We start from the raw sequence: 23,270 nt of genomic DNA on the forward strand, positions 1-23,270 counted from the left end.
CTTGGTCATCTGATGTCGACACAACGGACGATCATCAAGCGGTGGCCGCCCAACATCCGGGACCGCCACGCCGCAAGATACACCGGCGCATCTGTCCCCAGCTGTGATGGTGCGGGCCATCCGTGGTCACTCGGATGGTCACGAAACCTCGGGACACGCTCGGACATGTGAGGCAGGGCGGCAACCGGATCGAACTCCGTGAGCTGGCCGAGCGGAGTGGACGCCAGGAGCGGTCCAGGCACGTCATGAAGGGGTGCTCGTGCCGGCCGCTGCGCTCAGCCTGCGCCATGTCGAGCAGCGTCGGCGACCCCGTTCTCCGGGCTGGTGCAGCTTGGGAGAACCTGGGAGACGATCTTGCCGCGGAGCGGCTGCGGCGCCTCCGCAGAGCACCAACGCACTGACCAGGCTATTGAGCCGCCATCGCAGGTTAGGCCTAGAACCTGACCTTGTTCGGGACGAAGAGGTCGCAGGTTCAAATCCTGTCACCCCGACGCAGGTCAGAGGCCCTGCCGGAGACAATCCGGTGGGGCCTCCGTCATTGGTACAGCTGCGAAGTACAGCTACCGGGGCCCATCGAGGCTGTCGCCCAGGCGCTTGAGCGCGTCGCGCGTCGCTGACGACGAGGCGAGCGTGTAGATCTCCATGGTGAGGTCGAGGTCGGCGTGGCGCAGGATCTGCATCGCCACTCGCGGGTGTACGTCAAGCCGTCCCCTGCCGGGGACGGGCCGGCCTGCGTCCGGACGGCACGCGCGTCCGCTACCTTGCCGCTCCGCTCACGGGCGGCCGCGCGCCTATGGGCCGCCGGCCATCGCCGGCAAGGGGAAGATGGGCGACGTCGAGTAGTGATCATCCCCGCTGGCCGCAGATCGTCTTATGATCGCGTGGATGGGGGCGAGTGGCCGCTATGGGTGAGGCTCACGTCGTCGGCCGCCGTACAGCAGCGAGGTAGCGAAGTACAGCAACGCCAGCTGTCGAGGGGACGGACCAGCTCGGCGACCACCAGAGGATAGGGCGGGATATAGGCCGCCGTGCTCATCAACAACGATTAGAGTGTGACCGTTGAGCTTGAGGTCGCCCACCCGTCAAAAGCGACTGCAAGGGAATTCCATTACTCGGCATGCAGATTGCCGCCGGATTGGCGATACTAGCCCTGACGGGCGCGACAAGTTTGGCTGGGCCATGGAAGCCGCTGCCGACCCGCCGAGGTTCATTTGCGCTAAGCCCAGCGTTCATTTGCGCAAAGCCATGGGGGTCATTTGCGCTAAGCCAAAGGGTTCATTTGCAGTAAGCCCACGGAGTCAAAAGTCCTCGTCGCTCCTTGTCATCAAACAGCCACAGTGCGCAATATACGCAGGTACCGGGCCGCAAAAGCGGTATCTCCGACTCGGATGTGGATATCCGACCGCGCGGCAAAAAATTGACCATGGCGGAAGGGGTTACGACCTTGGAGGTCGAGCGGGATACTCCCCTGGCCTCGCCTCGACACGTGGAGGAGATCGTAATGCACCTCGGAGTCATACATGAGATCCGCGACCCCGCAGGGTGGGACCGCGTGATGGGCAGTAAGGAACTCTACGGCCACCCCGACCTTCCGCCCGGCTTCGCGATTCTCGCGAGCGTCACGCAAGACGACGCCGCCCGGGGGGTGTGTTTCTGGGAAGCGCCGAGCGCCGCCGAGCTCCAGCGCCTGCTGGAGGGGGCGTTCGGTGACGCAGTCGTGCACGACGTCTTCGTCGCGGACCCGGGCCGGTCGGTGAACCTGCCGGCACCGCAGACGACGGCACCGGCCTGAGCCTCGGCGAAAGGCCAGGCAGTCACACGGCAGTCCAGCAGGGCCCGGGGTGAGACGTTGGGCCGGCCACGAAGACACGGTCGAATGAACGGAGTACAACCGCTGCGAAAAGATCTTTTTCCTGACTCTTGGCCCGCCGGGCCGGGGCTGCCGATCCCCCGCCCGGTGGCCTCCTCGTCGCGACAGGACGCGTCCCTGGCCTACTGAAGCGCTGGGCTCGTTCCACGGACGGCCGGTGGTTCGGCGGCACGAGGTCAAAGGGTGCGCGTACAGCAGTGAAGTACAGCAACGCCAGCCGCCGAAGGAGCTCGGCCGGCCATCAACATGCCGCCTGACCCTGTACGAAGCCTCCCGAAGCTTGATCGCCACGAGTTCGGGACGAAGAGGTCGCAGGTTCAATCCTGTCACCCCGACACAGCGAAACCCCTGGTCAGGTACTCAAGGATTAGTACCTGACCAGGGCTTTCGGCGTTCCTGCGTGCTGCGAGGCAGCAAAAGGGCATCAGGCGGGGACAGGAGCACCGGCCGCGCCGTCGTCCGGATCCTCGTCGTTGAGGGCGCGCAGGATGCGAGTGGAGTCGTCGGTCCGGCGGGTGTAGAGGTCCGGCGTGGTCGACGCGCGCTCGTGTCGTGCACGGCCGGTGGCGATCGACAGGTTGTTCGGGTTGGTCAGCGCGAGCAGGGCGCAGTGCGCGGGCCACGAGCTGCCCTCGCCGTCGAGCACCCCACGCAGCCACGGCATGCGGCCGGCCCCCAGCGCCGCCACGTGGTAGCAGGGTTCGCTGCCGTCGATGCAGATCACGACGACCGGCGCGCCCGGCATGACGTAGGTCCGGCCGTCGACGACGAACGATGTCGGGTCCCCAGTGGCGCTCCTCCCGAGGTCGGATGCGCCACAACCGTCCGCCGAGCGGTGCCGCCGGGGAACCCGGCTTCCGCCTACGGCGGCGATCGCCCGCCCACGGGAACGGCCTTCGGGTCAGGCGTTGTAGCCGCCGTGGGCGTCCAGCACCGCGCCCGTGACGTACGAGGCGGCAGGGCTCGCCAGGAAGGCGATCGCAGCGGCGATCTCCCGCGGATGACCCATGCGCTGCAGCGACAGCGAGCTGAGCAGAACCTTGAGGGTCTCGGGGTCGGGCGGTTCCATCCCGCTCTCCATCAGCCCGGCTTCCACCACGTTGGCCGTGATGCCCCGGGATCCGAGGTCGCGAGCGACGCCCATCGTGTACCGCTCGATCCCGGACTTGGTCGCCGAGTAGTCGGCGACGCCGGGGACGCCCACCCGGGAGCCCAGTCCCGAGCTCACCGTGATGATGCGGCCGTCCGCGCGCAGCACCCGGGAGGCGGCCCGGATGATCGCGATCACGCCGAGGTAGTTCGTGGCGTGCATGCGGTCCAGCGCGGCGGTGTCGGCGTCCGGGTCGTCCACCGTGCGCCCCGCCACACCGATCGCCGCGTTGTTGACGAGGATGTCCAGGCCGCCGAAGTACGCGACCACCTCGTCGATCAGCGCCGGCGCCCCGCTCGTGTCCGCCTGGTCGGACCGGAAGGCCGCGACCTTCGCGCCCGTGCCGCGCACCTCGTCGACGACGGCCTGCGCCTGCTTCTCCGAGCTGACGTAGGTGAACCCCACGTCGGCGCCCTGCTCGGCCAGGAGCCTGACGGTGGCGGCTCCCAGTCCGCGGGACCCTCCGGTGACCAGGGCGACCTTGCCGTTGAGCGGTTCGTTCATTCTTCCCACCTCGCTGTTCGATCATTCAGTAGTCGTAACGCTAGTTGTTACGATTGGCGGTCGCAACTGTTGCTGTTACGACAGGCCGGTCGTAACATGGCGCGTTACGGCCGAGGGAGGGGTTCGTGAGCGCCAACAGCAGGTTGACCATCGCCGCTCACGCGCTGGCCTGGATCGGCCTCTACCAGCGCCAGGGCCATGAGGTGGCCACGTCCGAGCAGATCGCGACCAGCGCGAACACCAACCCCGTGGTGATCAGGCGGCTGCTCGGCGAGCTGCGCAAGGCGGGGGTCGTGGAGTCCCGGCGGGGCGTGGGCGCCGGTTGGTCGCTGGCGCGCGAGCTTGAGTCGATCACTCTGCTCGACGTGTACGACGCGGTGGAGCCCGGTCCGCTGTTCGCGATGCACCGCGCCACCCCGGACCAGGGGTGCGTGGTGGGCTACGGCATCCGGCCGGCGATGCAGGGCATCTACGGGGGCATCGAGGGGACGCTGAGAGCGGAGTTGGCCCGCGTCACGATGGAGGACGTGCTCCGGGACGTCCTCGCGGTACCGCGCTAGGCAGCAGGAAGGCATCACGAGCCCTGGCACACCCCGTCCGGACTCAGCACCGCCCAGCACGCCGAGCAGCCAGGAGAGCCCTCGCCGACCCTGCGGAGCACCGTGGATCCGCGTTCGACACGGTCGTCGCCCACATCACCGGCGCAGGAACCGGCACCGCGTGACCGCAGATGCCCCTCGCCGGGCGCCAGCACTGTGTGCCACGCCGGCCAGGCCTTTCACATGAGCGATGAATCTCCTCGGCCAAGGACGACTCACCTGTCGGAGGCTGCGACCCGAGCGGAGGAGAAGACGTGGCAGATGTCTGGACACTGGTGCATGCGGAGCGGGCGGCCCTGATCGACGACCTCGAGCGGCTCGACGAGCACCAGTGGGGGCTGCCCTCGCTGTGCCCGGACTGGACCGTGCACGACGTCGTGGCCCATCTGGTGGACACCGCTCGGACGACGCGCCTCGGTTTCCTGGTCGGGATGGCGCGGGCGAGGTTCGACTTCGACCGTCAGAACGCCCGCGGGGTGGAGCGCGAGCGCCGGGCATCGCCGCGCGAGACGCTGGAGGAGCTCCGGCGAGTGGCGTCCCGCACGTCGGGTCCGCCTGCGCCCCTCGACACGCGGCTCGTCGAGGAGGTCGTCCACGGCGAGGACATCCGCCGGCCGCTGGGGCTCACGCGCTCGTACCCGCTCGAGACCGTCGTCCGGGCACTCCGCCTCCAGGCTCGCACCCCGGCGTCCTTCGGTGGCGCCAAGGAGATCGTGGCGCGGGTCCGGCTGACCGCAGCAGACACGGATGTGTCGATCGGTGAGGGCCCGGACGTGACCGGTAGCGCGCTGTCCCTGCTCCTGGCCGTCTCCGGGCGACGGGTGGCGCTGGGCGACCTCGACGGGCCGGGGGTCGGCATGCTGGCACCCGCGGTGTGATCCGCGCCGGCGCCTCCCGGAGCGGTCGTCGACAGGCCGGAGCGCGGGCGCGAGCCGGATCAGTGACGACCGCGGCCGTCCTGGCGCCGGATCTCATCGAGGGTGCGCAGCGCCTCCGCGGCCGCGTGCCGCGTCGCCGGCCGGACCGCCGGTGGAGGGGCCTGCGAAACCCGGAGAAGCGCGGCCCGGGCGTCGTCCGTGCCGATGCTGACGAGCACGTCGACGAGATCAGCGGGTTCCGGGCCTGCCATGATCGCGTCGGTCACGACCGGGACGGAGCGATCACCGGCCTTGACCAGCAGCATGCCGGCGAGCGTCCGCTCGGTCTCACCACCGGTCGTCACCGCGGCCACGAGTGCGTCACCGGCTGCCGAGACCCCGGTGAGTCGCCATGCCGCACCTACGGCCAGGAGCTTGGCGGATGCTGCGGCGCCCACGCCGGAAGCCTATTCACCTGGGACCGGCTCACAGCACGTCCGGAAGGTCGTTCCGCTCCCAGTAGTCGGGTTCGTGCGTGTCGCTGTGTTCGAAGAAGCCGTTGACGTGCGAGACCACCTTGCCGGCATGCTCTGGCGGCGGGGTGAACGTCTGTCCCCCCAGATCCGCGAGGATCACGAGATCGAACCGCACCCGGATGTCGATGATCCGTTGCACGTTCGCGAAGTCGGGGAACCACTGGTCGTGCACCGACCAGCTCAACAGGACGAGGCGGTCGAGCTGCAGTCCGCGCCGCGTGGCGAGGTTCGCCACGGTCCCACCGTGGCTGTGCGCGAAGACGTCGGGCCGCTGGAGGTTCTGGTCGGTCACCCAGTCGACCATCTGCTGGGCGGCGAGCTGGCGGGCCGGGTCCGAGTACGCGCCGCTCCACTGGAAGCTCGGGTCGTGCAGCTTCAGGGGCGGGACGAGCCCGTTGAGGTAGTTGTAGAAGTCACCGTTGGGCTGCCACCACCGGGCCCGTGAGGCGAACGTCCCGTGCGTGAGCACGGCGGTGTGCGACAGCCGGTCGGTGCCTGTCATGGGGGACGGAGGGCCGACGAGCCGGCTGAGGACCGTGTGTTGCGGGTCGACCCGGGCGAGCCCGATCCGGCCGATCTCCTTGGTCAGCCGGTCGCCCCGGGTGGCGCCGTCCACGAGCTGCGCCACCACGTCGTCGCGGGGTCCGGTGGTGTCGATGGCCGCCACCGCGGCGGCGGTTCGCACCAGGCGGCTCTCGCTGTGCAGGTTCGCCTCGACGAGCGCCGCCGCGGCGATCGGCTCGGGCCGGTCGAGCAGCCGGGTCATGAGATCGGCGGTCGTGGACGGCGGGACCCGCAGGCTCCGGTCGGTCAGATGCGCGGAGAGCTCGATCCCGAGCGGCTCCGCCGCCTCCGCCACGGGGATGGGATCCCGGCGGCCCAGCGACGCGAGATCCGACGGGAGTCCGACCTCCGCCGGAGCGTCCACCCGCTCCGGTTCCCCGCGGGCCGCCGCGCCCACCGACAGCACGATGGCCGCCTGGCTCAGCTGTGCGTCGCGACTCCGTTCCGTGAACGCGCGCGGACCGGGGACCGGCCTTCGGGCGGGTCGCTGCGCCATGGGGACCTCCGTGTCGATGCCGATCCTCGCAAGGTGGGAGAGGTTGCGGCCGAGGCCGTTGATACAACGGGGCCTCCAGCGCTCACCAATCCCTGAGCAGGCCGGCGGCGAGCGTCTCGGCGAGCCAGTCGCGGTACTCGGCCGGTGTCCATCCCGGGCGGTGACGAGGCTGTCGTAGTTGGCCTGGGCGCAGACCGTCCAGATGATGTCCGCCGCGCGATCGACCGTCAGCCCAGGCCGCAGCGCGCTTCGCTCGGCGAGGAGAGCGGCGAAGCGGCGAAGCCCGTTCAGGCGTTGGACGGCGAGCCGGTCGCGCAGCTCGACGAGGGACCCGGCCGCGTCCAAGACCCGGAGCAGCGGGCCCACCCGGCCCCAGACCCCGGGTTGGGTGGCGGCGTACGCCTGGAGCTGGCGTCGCGGGTCGGTCTCCTCGATCACCCGGCGGATCGCGGGGCGCTCCTCGACCGGTACGTCGGCGCGTTCCACGCCGCCCGCCAGTGCCGCCTGCACCGCCTCCGCGAGGAGCCCGGCCTTGCCGCTCGCGGACCGGTACGCGCTCTCGACGGCGACTCCCGCCTCGGCGGCGATCTGCAGGATGGTCGCGCCCGCGTACCCGCGCTCCAGGAACACCCCCGTCGCAGCCTCGATGATCTTCGCCCGGGTCTCGGCTGCCCGGTGCCGCCTGCGGGGTGCGTCGTAGCGCCGTCCGGCCCTTGCACTCTCGCAAATCGGCGAGATTGCTACTGGCACGAATACGAGGCCGTGCCCGGGAGGGGACCACGGCCGAGGTCGACATCAAGGCCGTTGCCCGCCGGGTACTGGAAGAGGTCTTCCCCGGAGCTTCGCCTACGAGCAGATCCACATCGTCCGGATCGTGGACGGCAAGGGCACCGAACACTGGGCCGTCCGCGACGACGCTTCCCTCATGCGCCGGCTGACGAGCGGTCAGCTGGCCGGAGCCGAAGCACCAGCACCGAGATGAGCACCATCAACACGGCGCTGACGATCGCCGTCAGGCGGAACCCCGACGTGAACGCGGCACGGGCGGCCTCGAGCAACGGCCCGGCGAGCGACTCGGGCAACGCCTGGGCCGCCGCCGCGGCGGTGCCGAGGTTGTCGCGGGCGGCGTCGGCCGCGCCGTGGGGCACATCGGCGGGCACTCCCGTCGCCATCGCGTTGCGGTAGACCGCGGTGACGACGCTGCCGAGCACCGCCACGCCGAACGCGCCGCCGATCTGCGGTGCCGTGGCGGAGATCGAGGCGGCCGCGCCTGCGCGCTCGACGGGCGCCGACCCGACGACCATGTCCGTGGCCAGCGCCATCATCGGGCCGAGACCCGCGGAGACGACGATCGCGCCCAGCACGAGGCGCACGAGGTCGTCCGCAGGGCCGACCGTGGCCAGCACGACGTACCCGATCGCGGAGACGATCAGCCCGACGCCGATCACAACGGGCGCCGGTACGCGCCGCGCGATCCGCGGGGCGAGCAGCGAGCCTGCGATCACGCCCGCCGCCGACGGCGCCGTCCACAGACCTGCCGTCAACGGGGAGAGCCCCGCCACGAGCTGCAGGTACTGGGCGATCGCGTAGTTCGAGCCCCACAGCACGAAGATCCCGAACGCCAACGTGGCGGCCGCGGTGCTGAACGCGCGGTCGGCGAACAGCCGGAGGTCGATCAGGGGATCGGACAGGCGGCGCTGGCGCCGCACGAACAGCACGCCCATCGCGACGCCCAGGGCGACCGCCACGACCGGCACCGCGGAGAGCCCGTCCGCGGCGATCTGCTTCAGCCCGTACACGACGGGCAGCACCGCGAGCAGTGCCAGCGCCGCGCCGGCGAGATCGAGCCGGCCGGGCCGGAGATCGCGGTGCTCGGGGAGCAGCAGCGGACCTGCCACCAGCAGCACCGCCATCACCGGCGTGGCCAGCAGGAACGCCGACCCCCACCAGAAGTGCTCGAGCAGCCAGCCACCCACCAGCGGTCCGATCGCGGTGCCGCCCGAGACGCTGGCGATGATCACGCCGATCGCGACGGCCCGCTGGTGGGAGTCGCGGAACATCGCTGCGGTGAGCGACAGCGTCGACGGCATGAGCGTCGCGCCCGCCACCCCCATCAGGGCCCGCGCGACGATCAGCAGCTCGGGGTTCGGCGCGTACGCGGCGAACGCGGAGGCGAGGCCGTACCCGACCGAGCCGACGAGCAGGACCTTGCGCCGCCCGATCCGGTCGCCCAGTGCGCCGACCGGGATGAGGACGGCGGCGAGCAGGAACGCGTAGACGTCGACGATCCAGAGCAGTTGCGTGCTGCTGGCCGCCAGGTCGGCGGCGATGGCGGGTAGCGCCAGGTGGGTGACGGTGAGTTCGAGGGATGCGAGCAGGGCCGGGAGGGCGAGCACGGCGAGGCCGATCCACTCCCGCACCCCGGCCCGCGTCGCGGCGGTTTCGGTCACCACCCCAGCCTGAAACCTCAGGCATAGTTGAGGTCAAGGGGCTAATCTCGATCTGTGACCCGCACCCCGCCCGCAGAGCTCACCGTCGGTCAGGTCGCCGCGCGCTCGGGCGTCGCCGTGAGCGCCCTGCACTTCTACGAGGAGAAGGGGCTCATCTCGAGCCGCCGCACCAGCGGCAACCAGCGCCGCTATCCCCGCGAGACGCTGCGGCGCGTCGCCGCGATCCGGGTGGCCCAGCGCGTGGGCATCCCGCTGCGGATGGTCAAGGAAGCGTTCGCCACGCTCCCGGACGGGCGCACACCGGACCGGGAGGACTGGGCCCGCCTGTCCGCCGCGTGGTGCGACGAGCTCGACACGCGCATCGAGCAGCTCACCCGCCTGCGCAACAGCCTCGCCGACTGCATCGGCTGCGGCTGCCTCTCCCTGGACCGGTGCCTGCTGCGCAACCGCGACGACCGGCTGGGTGAGCAGGGCAGCGGCCCACGCCGGCTGTTCACACGGGCCGTCCGAGAGGAGGAGGACCGGGCCAACCTGCGCATCCACTGAGAGCGCGGTGCGGCGAGGTTGCTACCGTCGAATCCGACCGGCAGATTCCCGCGCGGAGGAACGGCACATGGAAACGCCCTACGACTGGATCCTGGACTACTGGACCGTCACGATCTTCCTCCCCGCCGTCCTGCTGCTCATCGTGGCTCTGGCGGTCGTCACCCGGATCATGGACAAGAAGTCGGAGAAGTAGCCCGACCCACCGCCGCACGGGCCACGCTCGCGAGCGCGGCGATCGTGAGCGCGACGGCGACGAGGGCCGCGCTCACCCACAGCGGCGAACCCGGCCCGAGGCCGGCACCGATCGTGAGTCCCCCGATCCACGGGCCGACCGCAGCGCCGATGTTCAACGACGCCGTCGCGTAGCTCCCCGCGAGGTTCGGTGCGTCCGACGCCGCGTACAGCACGCGGGCGATCAACGTGCTCCCCACCGCGAACGCGAGCGTCCCCAGCAGCGGAACGAGGACGATCGCCGCGACGGCGGTGGTCGTGAGCGCGAACGCGGCCCATCCGACCGCGAGCACCGCGCCGCCGCCCACGAGAACCGGTCCTGGCCGGGTGTCGGACCAGCGGGCGGCGAGCCGGACGCCGAGGAACGATCCGCCGCCGAACAGGGCGAGCATCGCAGGAACCCATTCGGCGCCGATCCGGCTGACGTCGGTGAGCACCGGCGCGAGGAAGGTGAACGAGCAGAACGTCGCGCCGTTGACGAGCGCGCCGAGCAGCAGAACGACCAGCAGCCGCGGACGCCGGAGCACCCGGAGCTCGCCGAGTGCGCTCGGCGGGGCCGCCCCGGAACGGTCCCCCGGCACCGAGGTGAGCACCGCGACGAGGGCGGGGACGCAGAGCAGGGCGACGGCCCAGAACGCCGAACGCCACCCCCACAGGCTGCCGAGCAACGCCCCACCGGGGACGCCTGCCACGCAGGCGATCGTGGTGCCGGCGAGCAGCACCGCCAGCGCGCGCCCCTTGGCGTCGGGCGCCACGATGCTCGTCACCGTGGCCAGCCCGACAGCGAGGAACCCGGCGTTCGCCAATGCGCCGATCACACGGGTCGCGACCAGCACCTCGAAGCTGCCTGTCACGGCCGCGACGACGTGGGCGAGCACGAACGCGGCGAGGAAGGCGACGAGCGCGAGCCTGCGGGGCCAGCGCAGGGCCAACAACGCCATGACCGGCGCGCCGACCGCCATCCCGACCGCGAACGCGGAGGTCAGCAGGCCGGCGGCGGGTATCGAGACGGACAGCTCCGATGCGATGTCCGGCACGAGGCCGGCCACCATGAACTCGGACGTTCCCTGGGCGAAGACGGCCGTCCCGAGCAGGGGGACGACGGACGGCAAGGGATGTTTCTGCACAGCGCGCTCCGTGGCGATGTCGACGAGGTCGGTGAAGGCCGGACCGGTCGAACGGCGCGGGGTGCAGGAACTGCGAGGTACGAGAAGGGAGCCGTGGCTCACCTGACCACCGTGCGACCGGCGGTCAGACTCTGGACGCCTCGGGGCTCGACATGATCGCGATGCTAACGCCCTGCGACCACCGCGCACCAACGGAATACTCGCCGGGATGGAGCGACCCGCGCTGACGCTGTCCGCCACCGTGCTCGACGCCCCGGATCCGCGCGCCCTCGCGGCGTTCTACCACCACCTCTTCGGCTGGCCGGTGGTGCAGGACGACCCCACATGGGTCACGCTCCGGCCGCCCGGCGGCGGGCCGGGCCTGTCGTTCCAGCTCGAGGAGTTGTACTCACGACCCACATGGCCTGCGGAGCGTGAGGGGCAGCAGATGCAGCTGCACCTGGACATCGAGGTCGAGGACCTCGACGGCGCCGTGGCCCACGCGCTCGACGCGGGCGCCACGCTCGTGCAGTTCCAACCGCAGGAGCACGTGCGGGTGCTCCTGGACCCGGCCGGGCACCCGTTCTGCTTCTTCGTGCAGGGCTGATGAATCAGCTCTCGCGCCGCGGGCGGCCGATCCCCGCGACGTAGAGCACCGCCAGCGCGATGCCGGGCGGCACCGCCACCCAGACCCACCACGGGTGGAGGAAATGACCGGCGGTCAGCCCGATCAGACCCCACACCACGAAGTTCACGGCGGCGAGGCTGCTCCAGACGATCGTGAGCACCCGCATCGTGACGCCGCCGCCGGTGTCGGAGAACACCCGGCGGCGCCCCGGCTCGGGCGGGGGCGTCGGGAGATCGGCGGTGACGAGGGCGAGCTCGCCCCGCGTGCGGGCGGACCAGACGGACTTGACCCGGTCGTCGAACTCGCCGAGGTCCAGCTGCCCGATGTCATGGGCCCGCCGGAGCCGCTCCTGGACCGCGCTCCGCTCCGCGTCCGAGATGCGCATGTCGTCGGGTCGCACCGGCTCGGTCACGGGGCGAATCATGGCAGAGGCCCTCACCCGATCGAGCGTCACATTGCACCTATGCGTACTTCCGCATATGTTCGCGGGCATGGGCGCGGGCCACGGACACGGGATCGACGCGGCGGGCACGAGCGCGTCAGGGCGCCACGTGCGGCGCCTCGCGATCTCGCTGGGCGTCCTCCTCGCCTCCCTCGTGCTGCAGGTCGTCGTCGGTCTCATGACCTCGTCGCTGGCCCTGCTCTCCGACGCGGGGCACAACTTCACCGACGTGCTCGGGATGGGCATGGCGCTCGCCGCGATCGCGGCCGCCCGGGCGTCACGCAGCGACGACCGGCGCACGTTCGGCCTCTACCGGGCCGAGGTCCTCGCCGCGCTGGCCAACGCCGTGCTGCTGTTCGGGGTGGCCGGCTGGGTGCTCCTGGAGGCCGTCCAGCGCTTCGCCGACCCGCCCGAGGTGCCGGGCCTGCCCATCGTGCTCACGGCGGTGGTGGGCCTCGCCGCGAACCTCTTCGTGTTCGCCCTGCTGCGGCGGGGCGCGAAGGAGAGCATCAACATCCGCGGCGCCTACCTGGAGGTCATCGCCGACACCCTCGGCTCCCTCGGCGTGCTCCTCGCCGGCGTGGTCACCCTGGTGTTCGGCTGGCGCCACGCCGACCCGATCGTCGCGATCGGCATCGGGCTGTTCATCCTGCCCCGGACGTGGTCCCTCGGCCGGCAGGCCGTCCGCATCCTCGTGCAGGCCGCTCCGGCGCACGTGGACGTCGCGGCCGTGCGCGCCGAGCTGGCCGCGCTGGAGGGCGTGCAGGACGTCCACGACGTCCACGTCTGGACGCTCACCTCCGGCATGGAGGTGGGCTCGGCACACCTCACGATCGGGGCCGCCTGCGATCCGGCCGAGGTCCTCACGTCCGCCCAGCGGCTGCTCACCGAACGCCACGCGCTCGCGCACTTCACGGTGCAGGTCGAGCCACCCGGCTGCCGCACCGGGTGTGCCGAGCTCAGCTGGTAGCTGAGGCATGATCCCAGGGGTGACCGAGCACCCCGTCGCCCCCGTTCCCGACCGGCTCTTCGACGACGAGCGCGAGGAGCGCTGGCGCGCCCGGTTCACCGCGCCGCGGATGTCCCGGCCGGCATGGGCCCGGGACGCGCCGGACCGCTGCGTCTACACCTCGAACGCCAGCGGCACCACAGAGGTGTACGTCTGGGACCGCGTCACCGACCAGCACCGGCGGGTCACCGACCGGCGCAGCGGCACCCACATCGCCACCCTCCCGCCGGACGGCGCGACGGTCTGGTGGTTCGCCGACACCGACGGCGACGAGTTCGGGCACTGGGTGCGCGAACCGTTCGCCGGGCGGCACGTGGACGACCTGCCCGAGCCGGCGCTCCCCGCCGTCGAGGACGGCTACCCGGCCGGGTTGGAGATCGGACGGTCCGTCGTGGCCGCGGGCACCTCGACCGACGACGGCACCAAGATCTGGCTGCGCCGCGGCAACGGCCCCGCGGAGGTCGTCTACCAGCACGCGGAGGACGCGGGCGTCGGCGCGCTGTCGGAGGACGAGACGCTGCTCGCCATCAGCCACTCCGAACACGGGGACTCGCGGCACCCCGCGGTGCGGGTGGTGCGCGTGTCGGACGGCGGGCTCGTCGCCGAGAAGTCGGACGGACCGGGGTTGGGCCTGACTCCGCTGGCGTTCGCCCCGGTCCGCGGGGACGGCCGCCTCCTGCTGCTGCACGAGCGCCACGGCCGCGAGGAGCTGCTGCTGTGGGACGTGCTCGCCGGCACCGAACGCGAGATATCGCTCGACCTGCCGGGCGAGGTCTACGCCGACTTCCACCCCGACGGGCGCAGGCTGCTCGTCTGGCACACGGCCGCCGCCCGCACCCGGCTGCACCGCTACGACCTCGACACCGACGAGCTGACCGAGCTCCCGGTGGCCCCCGGGTGCGTGGGCTCCGCCGAGGTCCGCCCGGACGGCACGGTCGAGTACACGTGCTCGTCGGCCGCCGAGCCGCCGACCGTGCGGGCCCTGCACCCCGACGGCACGGACCGCGTGCTCGTCGCGCCGCCCGGGCGACGCGCCCCGGGCTCGGTGCCGGTGGAGGACCTGTGGGTGGAGGGGCCGGGCGGGCGGGTGCACGCCCTCGTCGCCCGCCCCGCAGGCGTCGACGGCCCGGCGCCGGCCGTCTTCGCCCTGCACGGCGGGCCGCACGCCGCCGACGAGGACCGGTTCAGCGCGGGCCGGGCCGCGTGGGTGGACGCCGGGTTCGTCGTGGTCGAGGTCAACTACCGCGGTTCCACCGGCTACGGCTCCGGCTGGCGGGATGCCATCGAGGGCCGGCCGGGGCTGACGGAGCTGGAGGACGTCGCCGCCGTGCACGACCGCTGCGTGGCCGACGGCCTGGTGGACCCGCGCCGCTGCGTGGTGGACGGCTGGTCGTGGGGTGGCTATCTCGCGCTGCTGGCCGTCGGCACCCAGCCGGACCGCTGGGCGGCCGCCGTCGCCGGGGTGCCGGTGGCCGACTACCTCGCCGCCTACGCCGACGAGATGGAGCAGCTGCGCGCCTTCGACCGCGCGCTCTTCGGAGGCTCGCCCGCCGAGCTGCCGCAGGTGTACCGGGAGGCATCGCCGATCACCTACGTCGACCGCGTGCGCGTGCCGGTGCTCGTGCTGGCCGGCGAGAACGACCCGCGCTGCCCGATCCGGCAGGTGGACAACTACCTGGATGCCCTTGCCGCCCGCGGCGACGTGCGGTACGAGGTGAGCCGCTTCGACGCAGGCCACGGCTCCCTGGTGGTGGAGGAGACGCTCCGCCACGTGGCGACCGAGATCGGCTTCGCGCGGAGGGCGGTCGGCTGAGCGTCAGCAGAGCCACTTTCCCGACGTGTGCCGTCAGGAAAGTGGCTCTGCCGGCATCCGGGCCCGGTCAGACCGTCGCCTTCAGCTGGACCTCGACGTTGCCGCGGGTCGCCTTCGAGTAGGGGCAGACCTCGTGCGCGGCGGCCACCAGCTCGTCGGCCTGCGCCTGGTCCAGGCCGGGCAGGTGGGCGGTGAGGGTGGCGCTGATCGCGAAGCTCGTGGCGTCCTTGCCCAGGTCGACGGCCGCATCGACGGTGGCGTCGTCGCCGATCGGCACGCCCTTGTTCCTGGCCACGAGGCGGAGCGCGCCGTGGAAGCAGGAGGCGTAGGCCGCGGCGAACAGCTGCTCGGGGTTGGTGGCGCCGCCCGGGCCGCCCAGCGCGGGCGGCAGCTTGAGCTCGACGTCGAGCACGCCGTCCGAGGTACGGACCCTTCCGTCGCGACCGCCGCCCGACGAGGTCGCCTCGGCTGTGTAGACCGGTTCCGCCATCGCTCGTTCACCTTTCGCCGCAGATATGTTGTGCACAACATAACTCGGCCGCCGCGGGCCTGTCACGCACCGGTAGCGGATCGGAAACAAGGCGGGGGGACGCTGGCCGTCATGGCACTGTGGCGAATGCACGTCGAGCTGGAGGACCGGCCCGGTCGACTCGGCGGGTTGGCCACGGCGGTCGGCGAGGCCGGGTGCAACATCCTCTCCCTCCACGTCGTCGGCGAGCCGACCGACGACGGCGCGGTCACCGACGAGCTGCTCGTCCACGTGCCCGCGGACGTCGAGCCCACGGCGCTGGTCGACGCGGTCGGGGCCGCAGGCATCCCGTGCACGCTGCTGGTGCGCGCCGACGCCACGGAGCTGTCCGATGCCGCCACCACCGCGCTCGCCCTCGCACGGATGGTGGTGGCCGACCCGGGCAGCGCAGCGAGCGCCGTGGCCACGATGTTGCGGGCCCGCCTGATCGACCCGGCCGCGCCGCCGACGGGGCACGTCCACACGCTGCGCGGCGGCACCCAGCAGATCCACGTCGGACGCCCGTGGCCGTTCACGGCCACCGAGCTCTCCCGAGCCGCCGCCCTGCTGGAGCTCGCCACGCAGCTCGAGATGCGCGCCCCGGTCCGCACGCTGGGCGCTGATCGCGCCCTGCAGCTGCGCGACGGGTCGGAGGTGCGGCTGCGCGGCGCCGAGCCGGCTGACGGCCCGCTGGTGGCCGCGCTGCACGCGCGCTGCTCCCCGGCGTCGCGCCGCTCCCGCTTCCTCAACCCGGCCCCGCGGCTGCAGCCCGACGAGCTGGCCGCGCTGCTCGGCCCGTCCACCTCTCCCACCGCGCTCCACTCCGTCCTGGCCGTCACCGCGGACGGCGGCAGCGCCGTCGGCATCGCGAACCTGGACGCGGAGCCGGACGCCTCCGGATCGGCGAGGGCCGCCGTGCTGGTGGAGGACGCGTGGCAGGGCCGCGGGCTCGGCACCGCGCTGCTGCGCCGCATCGTGGAGACGGCCGCGGAGCGCGGGCTCGCCGAGCTCGTCGGTTGTGCCCGCCCGGACGACGTCGGCATCACCCGGCTGCTGCGCCGCGCGGGGCTGCGCCCGGCGGCCGAGATCCTCGGCACCGAGGTGCGGCTGCGCGCCGCGCTGCCGACCCCGGTCGGCTGAGAGCAGACGACGGCCCCGGGACCGGATCGGTCCCGGGGCCGCAGTAGCCGAGGATCAGGCGTCGATGCGCTCGCCGGTGTCGCCTGCGAACAGGTGCAGGTGGCCCTCGCGCGGTGCGAAGTGCAGCACCGAGCCCTTGTCGGGCGGGGTGCGGCCGTCGACGCGGGCGATGATCGCGCGGCGTTCGCCGCCGATCTCGGTGGTGCCGTAGACGTAGGCGTCGGCGCCGAGCTCCTCGACGACGTCCACCTCGGTGGCCAGCCCGTTCCCTGCGCTGACGGGCTCCATGTCCTCCGGACGCACGCCGACGGTGACCGAGCGGGTGGAGCCGACCTCCTCCACGGCCGAGCGCGGGATGTGCACGTCGGCACCGCCGAAGTGCAGGGTGTCGACGTCGAGATCGACCTGCAGCAGGTTCATCGCGGGCGAGCCGATGAACCCGGCGACGAAGACGTTGGCGGGCTTGTCGTACATCGCGCGCGGCGTGTCGACCTGCTGCAGGAGCCCGTCCTTCAGCACGGCGACCCGGTCGCCCATCGTCATGGCCTCGGTCTGGTCGTGCGTGACGTAGACCGTGGTGATGTTCAGCCTGCGCTGCAGCGAGGCGATCTGGGTGCGGGTGGAGACGCGCAGCTTGGCGTCCAGGTTGGACAGCGGCTCGTCCATGCAGAACACCTGGGGCGAGCGCACGATCGCCCGGCCCATCGCGACGCGCTGGCGCTGACCACCGGAGAGGGCCTTGGGGCGGCGGTCGAGGTAGTCCTCGAGGTCCAGGATCTTCGCGGCCTCCTGGACCCGCTGCTGGATCTCCGACTTCGGACGCCCGGCGATCTTGAGCGCGAAGCCCATGTTCTCCGCGACCGTCATGTGCGGGTACAGCGCGTAGTTCTGGAAGACCATCGCGATGTCGCGGTCCTTCGGGGGGACGCGCGTGACGTCACGGCCGCCGATGTGGATGGAGCCCTGGTCGATGTCCTCGAGTCCCGCGAGCATCCGCAGCGACGTGGACTTGCCGCATCCGGACGGTCCGACCAGGACGAGGAACTCTCCGTCGGCGACCTCCAGGTCGAGCTGGTCGACCGCGGGCTTGGTGGACCCCGGGTAGATGCGAGTCGCCTTGTCAAAAGTCACAGCAGCCATGCTGTGCTCCTTCCACCGGCAGGAACGTGCCGGACGATCCGAGTGAGAGGGAGTAAAGCGCTTGCAGCCTGCCATGGCAGCGGGCACGAGGAGAAGAGCAAACACGAAGAGTGAGTGATCGGGTACGTACAGTCGGAGTTACGGCATCGTTACCGCGCCCTGTTGCTCGCGTCCTGCGTAAACGCTTTCATTGCCCGGATCTCAGGGAGCGGGCGACCGGCCCGCTCCATCCCCATCGACGCGGAGGGTGCGATGCCAGCCCCGAAATCCGGATCGATCCTGCGGAGACCGTCGCGCGGTACGGCCGCGATCAGCGCCGCGCTGGGCCTCAGCCTCGTGCTCGCCGGATGCGGCGGCAGCAACGTCGCGGGTGGTGGCGGGAACCCCGCCGCCTCGAGCCAGGACTGCGCGGCGTTCGCCCAGTACGGCGACTTGTCCGGCACCCGGGTCACGATCTACACCTCGATCGTCGCGCCCGAGGACCAGCCGCACATCGACTCGTACCGGCCGTTCGAGGAGTGCACCGGCACGCAGATCGTCTACGAGGGCTCGAAGGAGTTCGAGGCCCAGCTGCCGGTGCGCGTCCAGGCGGGTTCGCCGCCGGACATCGCCTACGTCCCGCAGCCCGGTCTGCTGAAGACGCTCGTCACCCAGAACCCCGGCGCGGTGAAGCCCGCCCCGCAGGCCGTCGTGGCGAACGTCGACCAGTACTACTCGGAGACCTTCAAGGCGGCGGGCAGCGTCGACGGCACCCTGTACGGCGCCCCGCTCGGCTCGAACGTGAAGTCCTACGTCTGGTACTCGCCGCAGGCGTTCGCGGAGAAGGGCTACACCGTCCCCACCACCTGGGACGAGCTGGTGGCGCTCTCGAACCGCATCGCCGCCGATGGCGGCAAGCCGTGGTGTGCCGGCATCGCCTCCGGTGACGCCACCGGCTGGCCGCTCACCGACTGGCTCGAGGACGTGATGCTGCGCGAGAACGGCCCCGAGGTCTACGACCAGTGGGTCTCGCACGCCATCCCGTTCAACGACCCGCGCGTGGCGGCCGCCCTCGACCGCGTCGGCTCGATCCTGAAGAACCCCGACTACGTCAACGGTGGCCTCGGCGACGTCGCCTCGATCGCCACGACGACCTTCCAGGACGGCGGCCTGCCGATCCTCGACGGGACCTGCTACCTGCACCGCCAGGCCAACTTCTACGCGGCGAACTTCCCCGAGGGCACCGACATCTCGGAGAACGGGCAGGCCTTCGCGTTCGAGCTGCCGCCGATCGAGGCATCGCAGCCGCAGACGATCCTCGTGGGCTCGGAGTTCGTCGCCGCGTTCTCCGACCGTCCGGAGGTGCAGGCGTTCCAGGCGTACCTGTCCTCGCCGGAGTGGGCCAACATGAAGGCGAAGGCCGGCAGCGACCTGGGCCAGAGCGGCTGGATCAGCGCCAACACCGGGCTGGACCCGAACAACCTGTCCAACCCGATCGACCGGCTCTCGGCCGAGATCCTGCAGGACCAGTCCAACACGTTCCGGTTCGACGGCTCCGACCTCATGCCTGCGGCCGTGGGTTCCGCGTCGTTCTGGCGGGGCATGACCGACTGGATCACCGGTCAGAGCACCTCGGACACGCTGACCTACGTCGAGCAGTCCTGGCCCGCCTCCTCCTAGCGGGGCATCAGAGGTACCCCTGCGCCGGGACGGGCGCGATCCGTCCGTCCCGGCGCCTCCCTCGGCGCGCTCGGCGCCGGCCCGCGACGCGTCCCCCTTCGGAGGTGAGCCGGCTTGACCCTGCTCGACAAACTGCTTCAACTGCTCGTCGCGGTGGTCGTCTTCGCCGCCGTGATGGGCGTGGTCCTGCTCGTCGCCGACCGCGCACGGGGGCGCCGCACCGACCTGGTGTCCGGCATCGCGTTCACGGCCCCCGCCTTCCTGCTCCTGCTCGTCGGGCTGCTCTACCCGGCGGCCCGCACGGCGGTGCAGTCCTTCCTCGACGCCAGGAGCGCGGGCTTCGTCGGCCTGGCCAACTACGTCCAGATCTTCACCCAGCCCGACCTCGTCGTCGTGCTGCGCAACACGCTGCTGTGGGTCGTGATCACCCCGATCCTCGCCACCGCCATCGGCCTGGTCTACGCCGTGCTCGTGGACCGCACCCGGTTCGAGGCGTTCGCGAAGGCGCTGATCTTCCTGCCGATGGCGATCTCGTTCGTCGGCGCGGCGATCATCTGGAAGTTCGTGTACGAGTACCGGCCCAACCAGCAGAACATCCAGCAGATCGGGCTGCTCAACCAGTTCCTGGTCTGGCTCGGCTTCGAGCCGGTGAACTTCATACTCGCGGAGCCCTGGAACAACCTGCTGCTGATCGTGGTGATGATCTGGATCCAGGCCGGCTTCGCGATGACCGTGCTCTCGGCCGCGATCAAGGCCATCCCGAGCGACATCATCGAGGCCGCCCGGCTCGACGGGGTCGGCGGCATGCGGCTCTTCTTCTACATCACGCTCCCGAGCATCCGGCCCGCCGTGGTCGTCGTGATCACCGCGATCAGCATCGCCGTGCTGAAGGTCTTCGACATCGTCCGCACGATGACCGGCGGCCAGTTCGACACGAGCGTCGTCGCGAACGAGTTCTACGTGCAGAGCTTCCGGCTCTCCAACCTGGGCATGGGATCCGCGCTCGCCATGATCCTTTTCGTCCTCGTGGTGCCGATCGTCATCTACAACGTGCGGCAGATGCGGAAGGTGGACGGGCGATGACCGCCGACGTAGGTCTTCCCGCGGAGGCGGAATCATGACAGTCCTCGACACCAAGGACGGCGCGTCCCCCGGGCCCGACATCCTCGCCGCGGCGACCTCCCGCTCAGCGGCGGCGCGGAAGGGACTGACCTCGCCGTGGGCGTCGCTCGCCGCGCTCGTGATCGCCGTGCTCTGGACGATCCCGACCTTCGGGCTGTTCCTGTCGTCCTTCCGCCCCGAGCGCGACGTCCAGCGCACCGGGTGGTGGACGTTCTTCGCGAACCCCGCCATCACGTTCGACAACTACGCCGAGGTGCTGTTCGGCGGCAACCAGCCGCTCATCGACTTCTTCGCCAACTCGATCCTGATCACGATCCCCGCGGTCGCGATCCCGATCATCCTGGCCACGATGGCCGCGTACGGGTTCGCGTGGACGAAGTTCCCCATGCGCGACACGCTGTTCGTGGCGATCTTCGCCCTGCAGATCGTGCCGCTGCAGGTGGCGCTGCTCCCGCTGCTGGAGATCTTCGTCGGTACCGGGCTGAACGGAACGTTCTGGACGGTCTGGATCGCGCACTCCACGTTCGCGCTGCCGCTCGCGATCTTCCTGCTGCACAACTCGATGCGGGAGATCCCGGCCGAGCTCGTGGAGGCGGCGCGAGTGGATGGCGCGGGCCACGTCCGGATCTTCACCACGATCATGGTGCCGCTGATGAAGCCGGCCATCGCCGCGTTCGCGGTGTTCCAGTTCCTGTGGGTCTGGAACGACCTGCTCGTCGCGCTCGTCTTCGCAGGCGGCACGCTCGACGTCGCCCCGCTGACCGTCCGCCTCGCCAACCTCGCGGGCGAGCGGGGTTCCAACTGGTACCTCCTCGCGCCCGGGGCGTTCGTCGCGATCATCGTTCCGCTGATCGTCTTCCTCTCGTTGCAGCGCTACTTCGTCCGCGGCCTGCTGGCCGGCAGCGTCAAGGGCTGATCGGAGCGCCGGGGCCCGTCGTGAGCACGATCAAGGACGTCGCGGAGGCAGCGGGGGTCTCCATCGCGACGGTCTCGCGCGCGCTGCACGGGTTGCCCCGGGTTTCCGAGGCCACCCGGCAACGCGTGCTCGCCGCCGCCGCCGAGCTGCGGTACGTGGCGTCCCCCAGCGCGGCGAGCCTCGCGAGCGGCCAGACGAACGCCATCGGGGTGGTCGCGCCGTTCGTCAACCGCTGGTACTTCGCCGCGATCGTGCACAGCGCGGAGGAGCGGCTCCGCAAGGCCGGCTACGACCTGCTGCTCTACAGCCTGGGCACCGACACCCACGAGCGTCGCCGCGCGTTCTCGGGGACGCTGCTGCGCAAGCGCGTGGACGGGGTGCTCGTGCTCGGCCTGCATCCCACCGCCGAGGAGGTCGCGGCGCTCTCCGCGGTCGGCGGGCCGGTGGCGATCGTGGGCGCGGACGTGCCGGGCTGGGCGAGCGTCCGCATCGACGACGAGGCCGCCGCCCGCTGCGCCGTGCGGCACCTGCTCGATCTCGGCCACCGGCGCATCGGGTTCATCGGCGGCGCCGACGAGCTGCACACGGCGATGCCCGCCGACCGGCGCGTCGGGTACCGGGCCGAGCTCGCCGCCGCAGGCCTTCCCGCGCTCCCCGAGCTCGAAGCCGTCGGCGGGTTCACGGTCTCCGGAGGGCATCTCGCGGCCAAGCGCCTGCTCGGGCTGCCGGAGCCACCGACGGCGCTGTTCGCCGCCTCCGACGAGATGGCGATGGGTGCCGTGCAGGCGGCGCGCCGCAGCGGGCTCCGCGTGCCGGAGGACGTGTCGGTGATCGGCATCGACGACCACGAGATGGCGGAGCTGATGGACCTGACGACCGTGGCGCAGCCGGTGGTCGCGCAGGGGGAGCTGGCCGCGGAGATGATCCTCACCGCGCTCACCGACGGGGAGCAACCCCTGCCCGCGATCACCGTGCCGACCGAGCTCATGGTGCGGGGCACCACGAGCTCTCCTCGCGGCTAGCTCCCCCGGGCGGCTAGTTCCCCCCGGGCAAGCCGGGGACGGCGGGGCCGGTGTCGGCCTGCGACGGGTCGGGCTCCTGGGCCGTCACCGGTACCCCGAAGTCGAAGTACTCGATGCTGACCGACGACGTGGTCCTCCGGTTCCGCAACATCTCCTGGAGCTGCGGGTTGTCACCGAACATCTGGCTCATCTCCGGCGACGCGGCGAGGTCCGCGCCGTTCGACTCGATGCTGACCTCCAGCCGTCGCACTCGCCCGTCCGAGTCCACGAACACCTGGCCGGGCATCGGGCCAGCGGCCTGCAGCGCCGCCTGGACCAGCCCGCCGTCGACGACGACACCGCTCGCGCCGGCGAGCCGCGGGGGGTCGATGGTGATCGCGTACTGACGCACCTGCGCACCGCGCACCTGGGTGGTTGCGACCTCGCGGACGTCGTCGGAGACCCCGCGCAGCAGATCGAGCTGCTGGCTCGGGTCGTGCTGACCGATCGGGGTGTTCACCAGCTGGGAGAAGTCGAACTTCTGCCACCTGGTCGCCCCGACGTCGCGCTGGTACAGCACGTTGTTGCGGAACACCGTCTCCTGCGGGGGCACGGGGAACTGCGCGTCCTTGGTGGTCATCCGGCCCTCGCCGATCTGGCGGGCGTAGTCGTAGGTGCCGGTGCCGCTCGCCGTCCACGACGAGTCACCCATCGGGCTTCCGGTGGTGGAATAGGTCATCTCGACCGCGTAGCGGGACGAACCCGCGGCCCGGGTGACGTCCGGCGCCTCGCGGGCGACCTCCGCCGCCGGCTTCGCCGCGAGCGGGCCGCTCCCCGCGGGGCCGCCCCCGCCGCCGCACGCCGTGAGGAGCGCGATCCCGGCGACGCAGCCCGCGAGAACCGCCCTGTTCCTCCGCACGATGGTGATCGTCATCGTCCCCTCCTCGTCGAGTCGATCCGGCCGGACCGCCCCCCACCCGTCG

The 23,270-nt window shown here is 71.4% G+C and carries 24 protein-coding genes; 14 read left to right on the plus strand and 10 right to left on the minus strand.

All coding sequences use genetic code 11. The features are described 5' to 3' along the window. The first annotated feature begins 1,555 nt into the window (after positions 1 to 1,555). Complete coding sequence (locus tag FHX44_RS14580; protein WP_147256298.1) at positions 1,556 to 1,792, plus strand: hypothetical protein; 237 nt, start codon at positions 1,556 to 1,558, stop codon at positions 1,790 to 1,792. Positions 1,793 to 2,294: 502 nt separating this feature from the next. Here FHX44_RS14580 and FHX44_RS42775 read toward each other — a convergent pair. Together FHX44_RS42775 and FHX44_RS14590 are read right to left on the minus strand one after the other, a co-directional pair. Continuing rightward, the gene (locus tag FHX44_RS42775; RefSeq protein WP_212612476.1) at positions 2,295 to 2,615 is read right to left on the minus strand and encodes an alkaline phosphatase family protein; all 321 of its coding nucleotides are present in this window, start codon (positions 2,613 to 2,615) and stop codon (positions 2,295 to 2,297) included. A gap of 156 nt (positions 2,616 to 2,771) precedes the next feature. Beyond that, positions 2,772 to 3,524 carry an SDR family NAD(P)-dependent oxidoreductase gene (locus FHX44_RS14590; RefSeq protein ID WP_147256299.1) on the minus strand — a complete coding sequence of 251 codons (753 nt, stop codon included), beginning with the start codon at positions 3,522 to 3,524 and terminating at the stop codon, positions 2,772 to 2,774. 125 nt (positions 3,525 to 3,649) lie between these two features. Here FHX44_RS14590 and FHX44_RS14595 point away from each other — a divergent pair, with 125 nt between their 5' ends. Both FHX44_RS14595 and FHX44_RS14600 read left to right on the plus strand, forming a co-directional pair. Continuing rightward, positions 3,650 to 4,084 carry an Rrf2 family transcriptional regulator gene (locus tag FHX44_RS14595; protein ID WP_147256300.1) on the plus strand — a complete coding sequence of 145 codons (435 nt, stop codon included), beginning with the start codon at positions 3,650 to 3,652 and terminating at the stop codon, positions 4,082 to 4,084. Between the two features lie 293 nt (positions 4,085 to 4,377). Then, positions 4,378 to 5,001 carry a maleylpyruvate isomerase family mycothiol-dependent enzyme gene (locus FHX44_RS14600; protein ID WP_147256301.1) on the plus strand — a complete coding sequence of 208 codons (624 nt, stop codon included), beginning with the start codon at positions 4,378 to 4,380 and terminating at the stop codon, positions 4,999 to 5,001. A 59-nt stretch (positions 5,002 to 5,060) separates the two neighbouring features. On the opposite strand, the gene FHX44_RS14605 is transcribed toward FHX44_RS14600, so the two are convergent. Both FHX44_RS14605 and FHX44_RS14610 read right to left on the minus strand, forming a co-directional pair. Beyond that, positions 5,061 to 5,438: a hypothetical protein gene (locus FHX44_RS14605; RefSeq protein WP_147256302.1), complete on the minus strand. Its 378-nt coding sequence runs from the start codon at positions 5,436 to 5,438 to the stop codon at positions 5,061 to 5,063. A gap of 28 nt (positions 5,439 to 5,466) precedes the next feature. After that, complete coding sequence (locus FHX44_RS14610) at positions 5,467 to 7,326, minus strand: TetR family transcriptional regulator (protein ID WP_147256303.1); 1,860 nt, start codon at positions 7,324 to 7,326, stop codon at positions 5,467 to 5,469. Here FHX44_RS14610 and FHX44_RS44205 point away from each other — a divergent pair. Next, positions 7,313 to 7,558, plus strand: coding sequence for an ester cyclase (locus tag FHX44_RS44205; protein WP_425469187.1), 246 nt, complete (start codon positions 7,313 to 7,315; stop codon positions 7,556 to 7,558). The genes FHX44_RS14610 and FHX44_RS44205 overlap by 14 nt on opposite strands. On the opposite strand, the gene FHX44_RS14620 is transcribed toward FHX44_RS44205, so the two are convergent. Then, the gene (locus tag FHX44_RS14620) at positions 7,500 to 9,026 is read right to left on the minus strand and encodes an MFS transporter (protein WP_246170381.1); all 1,527 of its coding nucleotides are present in this window, start codon (positions 9,024 to 9,026) and stop codon (positions 7,500 to 7,502) included. The genes FHX44_RS44205 and FHX44_RS14620 overlap by 59 nt on opposite strands. Positions 9,027 to 9,080: 54 nt before the next feature. Here FHX44_RS14620 and soxR point away from each other — a divergent pair, with 54 nt between their 5' ends. Beyond that, positions 9,081 to 9,572, plus strand: coding sequence for a redox-sensitive transcriptional activator SoxR (soxR, locus tag FHX44_RS14625; RefSeq protein WP_147256305.1), 492 nt, complete (start codon positions 9,081 to 9,083; stop codon positions 9,570 to 9,572). 67 nt (positions 9,573 to 9,639) lie between these two features. Then, positions 9,640 to 9,765, plus strand: coding sequence for a hypothetical protein (locus tag FHX44_RS43835; RefSeq protein ID WP_281287892.1), 126 nt, complete (start codon positions 9,640 to 9,642; stop codon positions 9,763 to 9,765). Here the strand turns inward: FHX44_RS43835 and FHX44_RS14630 are convergent. After that, the gene (locus FHX44_RS14630) at positions 9,740 to 10,915 is read right to left on the minus strand and encodes a Cmx/CmrA family chloramphenicol efflux MFS transporter (protein ID WP_147261180.1); all 1,176 of its coding nucleotides are present in this window, start codon (positions 10,913 to 10,915) and stop codon (positions 9,740 to 9,742) included. The genes FHX44_RS43835 and FHX44_RS14630 overlap by 26 nt on opposite strands. 223 nt (positions 10,916 to 11,138) lie before the next feature. Here FHX44_RS14630 and FHX44_RS14635 point away from each other — a divergent pair, with 223 nt between their 5' ends. After that, positions 11,139 to 11,516: a VOC family protein gene (locus FHX44_RS14635; RefSeq protein ID WP_147256306.1), complete on the plus strand. Its 378-nt coding sequence runs from the start codon at positions 11,139 to 11,141 to the stop codon at positions 11,514 to 11,516. A gap of 4 nt (positions 11,517 to 11,520) precedes the next feature. On the opposite strand, the gene FHX44_RS14640 is transcribed toward FHX44_RS14635, so the two are convergent. Continuing rightward, on the minus strand, positions 11,521 to 11,949 hold the full coding sequence (locus FHX44_RS14640) for a DUF1707 SHOCT-like domain-containing protein (RefSeq protein WP_170308909.1): 429 nt from the start codon (positions 11,947 to 11,949) through the stop codon (positions 11,521 to 11,523). Between the two features lie 79 nt (positions 11,950 to 12,028). Between FHX44_RS14640 and FHX44_RS14645 the strand changes: the two genes are divergently transcribed. Together FHX44_RS14645 and FHX44_RS14650 are read left to right on the plus strand one after the other, a co-directional pair. Continuing rightward, entirely contained in the window at positions 12,029 to 12,949 is a 921-nt protein-coding gene (locus FHX44_RS14645) for a cation diffusion facilitator family transporter (RefSeq protein ID WP_147256308.1), read from the plus strand. Positions 12,950 to 12,956: 7 nt separating this feature from the next. Next, positions 12,957 to 14,801, plus strand: coding sequence for a S9 family peptidase (locus FHX44_RS14650; protein WP_147256309.1), 1,845 nt, complete (start codon positions 12,957 to 12,959; stop codon positions 14,799 to 14,801). A 67-nt stretch (positions 14,802 to 14,868) separates the two neighbouring features. Here FHX44_RS14650 and FHX44_RS14655 read toward each other — a convergent pair whose 3' ends face one another. Further along, a complete protein-coding gene (locus FHX44_RS14655) occupies positions 14,869 to 15,291 on the minus strand; it encodes an organic hydroperoxide resistance protein (RefSeq protein WP_147256310.1) in 423 nt (140 codons plus the stop codon). A 111-nt stretch (positions 15,292 to 15,402) separates the two neighbouring features. Between FHX44_RS14655 and FHX44_RS14660 the strand changes: the two genes are divergently transcribed. Further along, positions 15,403 to 16,449 carry a GNAT family N-acetyltransferase gene (locus tag FHX44_RS14660; RefSeq protein WP_147256311.1) on the plus strand — a complete coding sequence of 349 codons (1,047 nt, stop codon included), beginning with the start codon at positions 15,403 to 15,405 and terminating at the stop codon, positions 16,447 to 16,449. A gap of 54 nt (positions 16,450 to 16,503) precedes the next feature. On the opposite strand, the gene FHX44_RS14665 is transcribed toward FHX44_RS14660, so the two are convergent. Next, on the minus strand, positions 16,504 to 17,589 hold the full coding sequence (locus FHX44_RS14665; RefSeq protein ID WP_147256312.1) for an ABC transporter ATP-binding protein: 1,086 nt from the start codon (positions 17,587 to 17,589) through the stop codon (positions 16,504 to 16,506). A 252-nt stretch (positions 17,590 to 17,841) separates the two neighbouring features. Between FHX44_RS14665 and FHX44_RS14670 the strand changes: the two genes are divergently transcribed. From FHX44_RS14670 to FHX44_RS14685, 4 genes are all read left to right on the plus strand, one after another. Further along, positions 17,842 to 19,248 (plus strand): ABC transporter substrate-binding protein, encoded by a 1,407-nt coding sequence (locus FHX44_RS14670; protein ID WP_147256313.1) that lies wholly within the window; start codon positions 17,842 to 17,844, stop codon positions 19,246 to 19,248. 114 nt (positions 19,249 to 19,362) lie between these two features. Then, positions 19,363 to 20,331 (plus strand): carbohydrate ABC transporter permease, encoded by a 969-nt coding sequence (locus FHX44_RS14675; protein ID WP_212612477.1) that lies wholly within the window; start codon positions 19,363 to 19,365, stop codon positions 20,329 to 20,331. Between the two features lie 34 nt (positions 20,332 to 20,365). Continuing rightward, positions 20,366 to 21,286 carry a carbohydrate ABC transporter permease gene (locus tag FHX44_RS14680; protein WP_147256314.1) on the plus strand — a complete coding sequence of 307 codons (921 nt, stop codon included), beginning with the start codon at positions 20,366 to 20,368 and terminating at the stop codon, positions 21,284 to 21,286. Positions 21,287 to 21,306: 20 nt separating this feature from the next. Beyond that, the gene (locus FHX44_RS14685; protein WP_147256315.1) at positions 21,307 to 22,308 is read left to right on the plus strand and encodes a LacI family DNA-binding transcriptional regulator; all 1,002 of its coding nucleotides are present in this window, start codon (positions 21,307 to 21,309) and stop codon (positions 22,306 to 22,308) included. Between the two features lie 13 nt (positions 22,309 to 22,321). On the opposite strand, the gene FHX44_RS14690 is transcribed toward FHX44_RS14685, so the two are convergent. Further along, positions 22,322 to 23,221, minus strand: coding sequence for an SCO4651 family lipoprotein (locus tag FHX44_RS14690; protein WP_147256316.1), 900 nt, complete (start codon positions 23,219 to 23,221; stop codon positions 22,322 to 22,324). Positions 23,222 to 23,270 lie beyond the last annotated feature (49 nt).

The organism is Pseudonocardia hierapolitana (assembly GCF_007994075.1).
In the GTDB taxonomy this organism is placed as follows: domain Bacteria; phylum Actinomycetota; class Actinomycetes; order Mycobacteriales; family Pseudonocardiaceae; genus Pseudonocardia; species Pseudonocardia hierapolitana.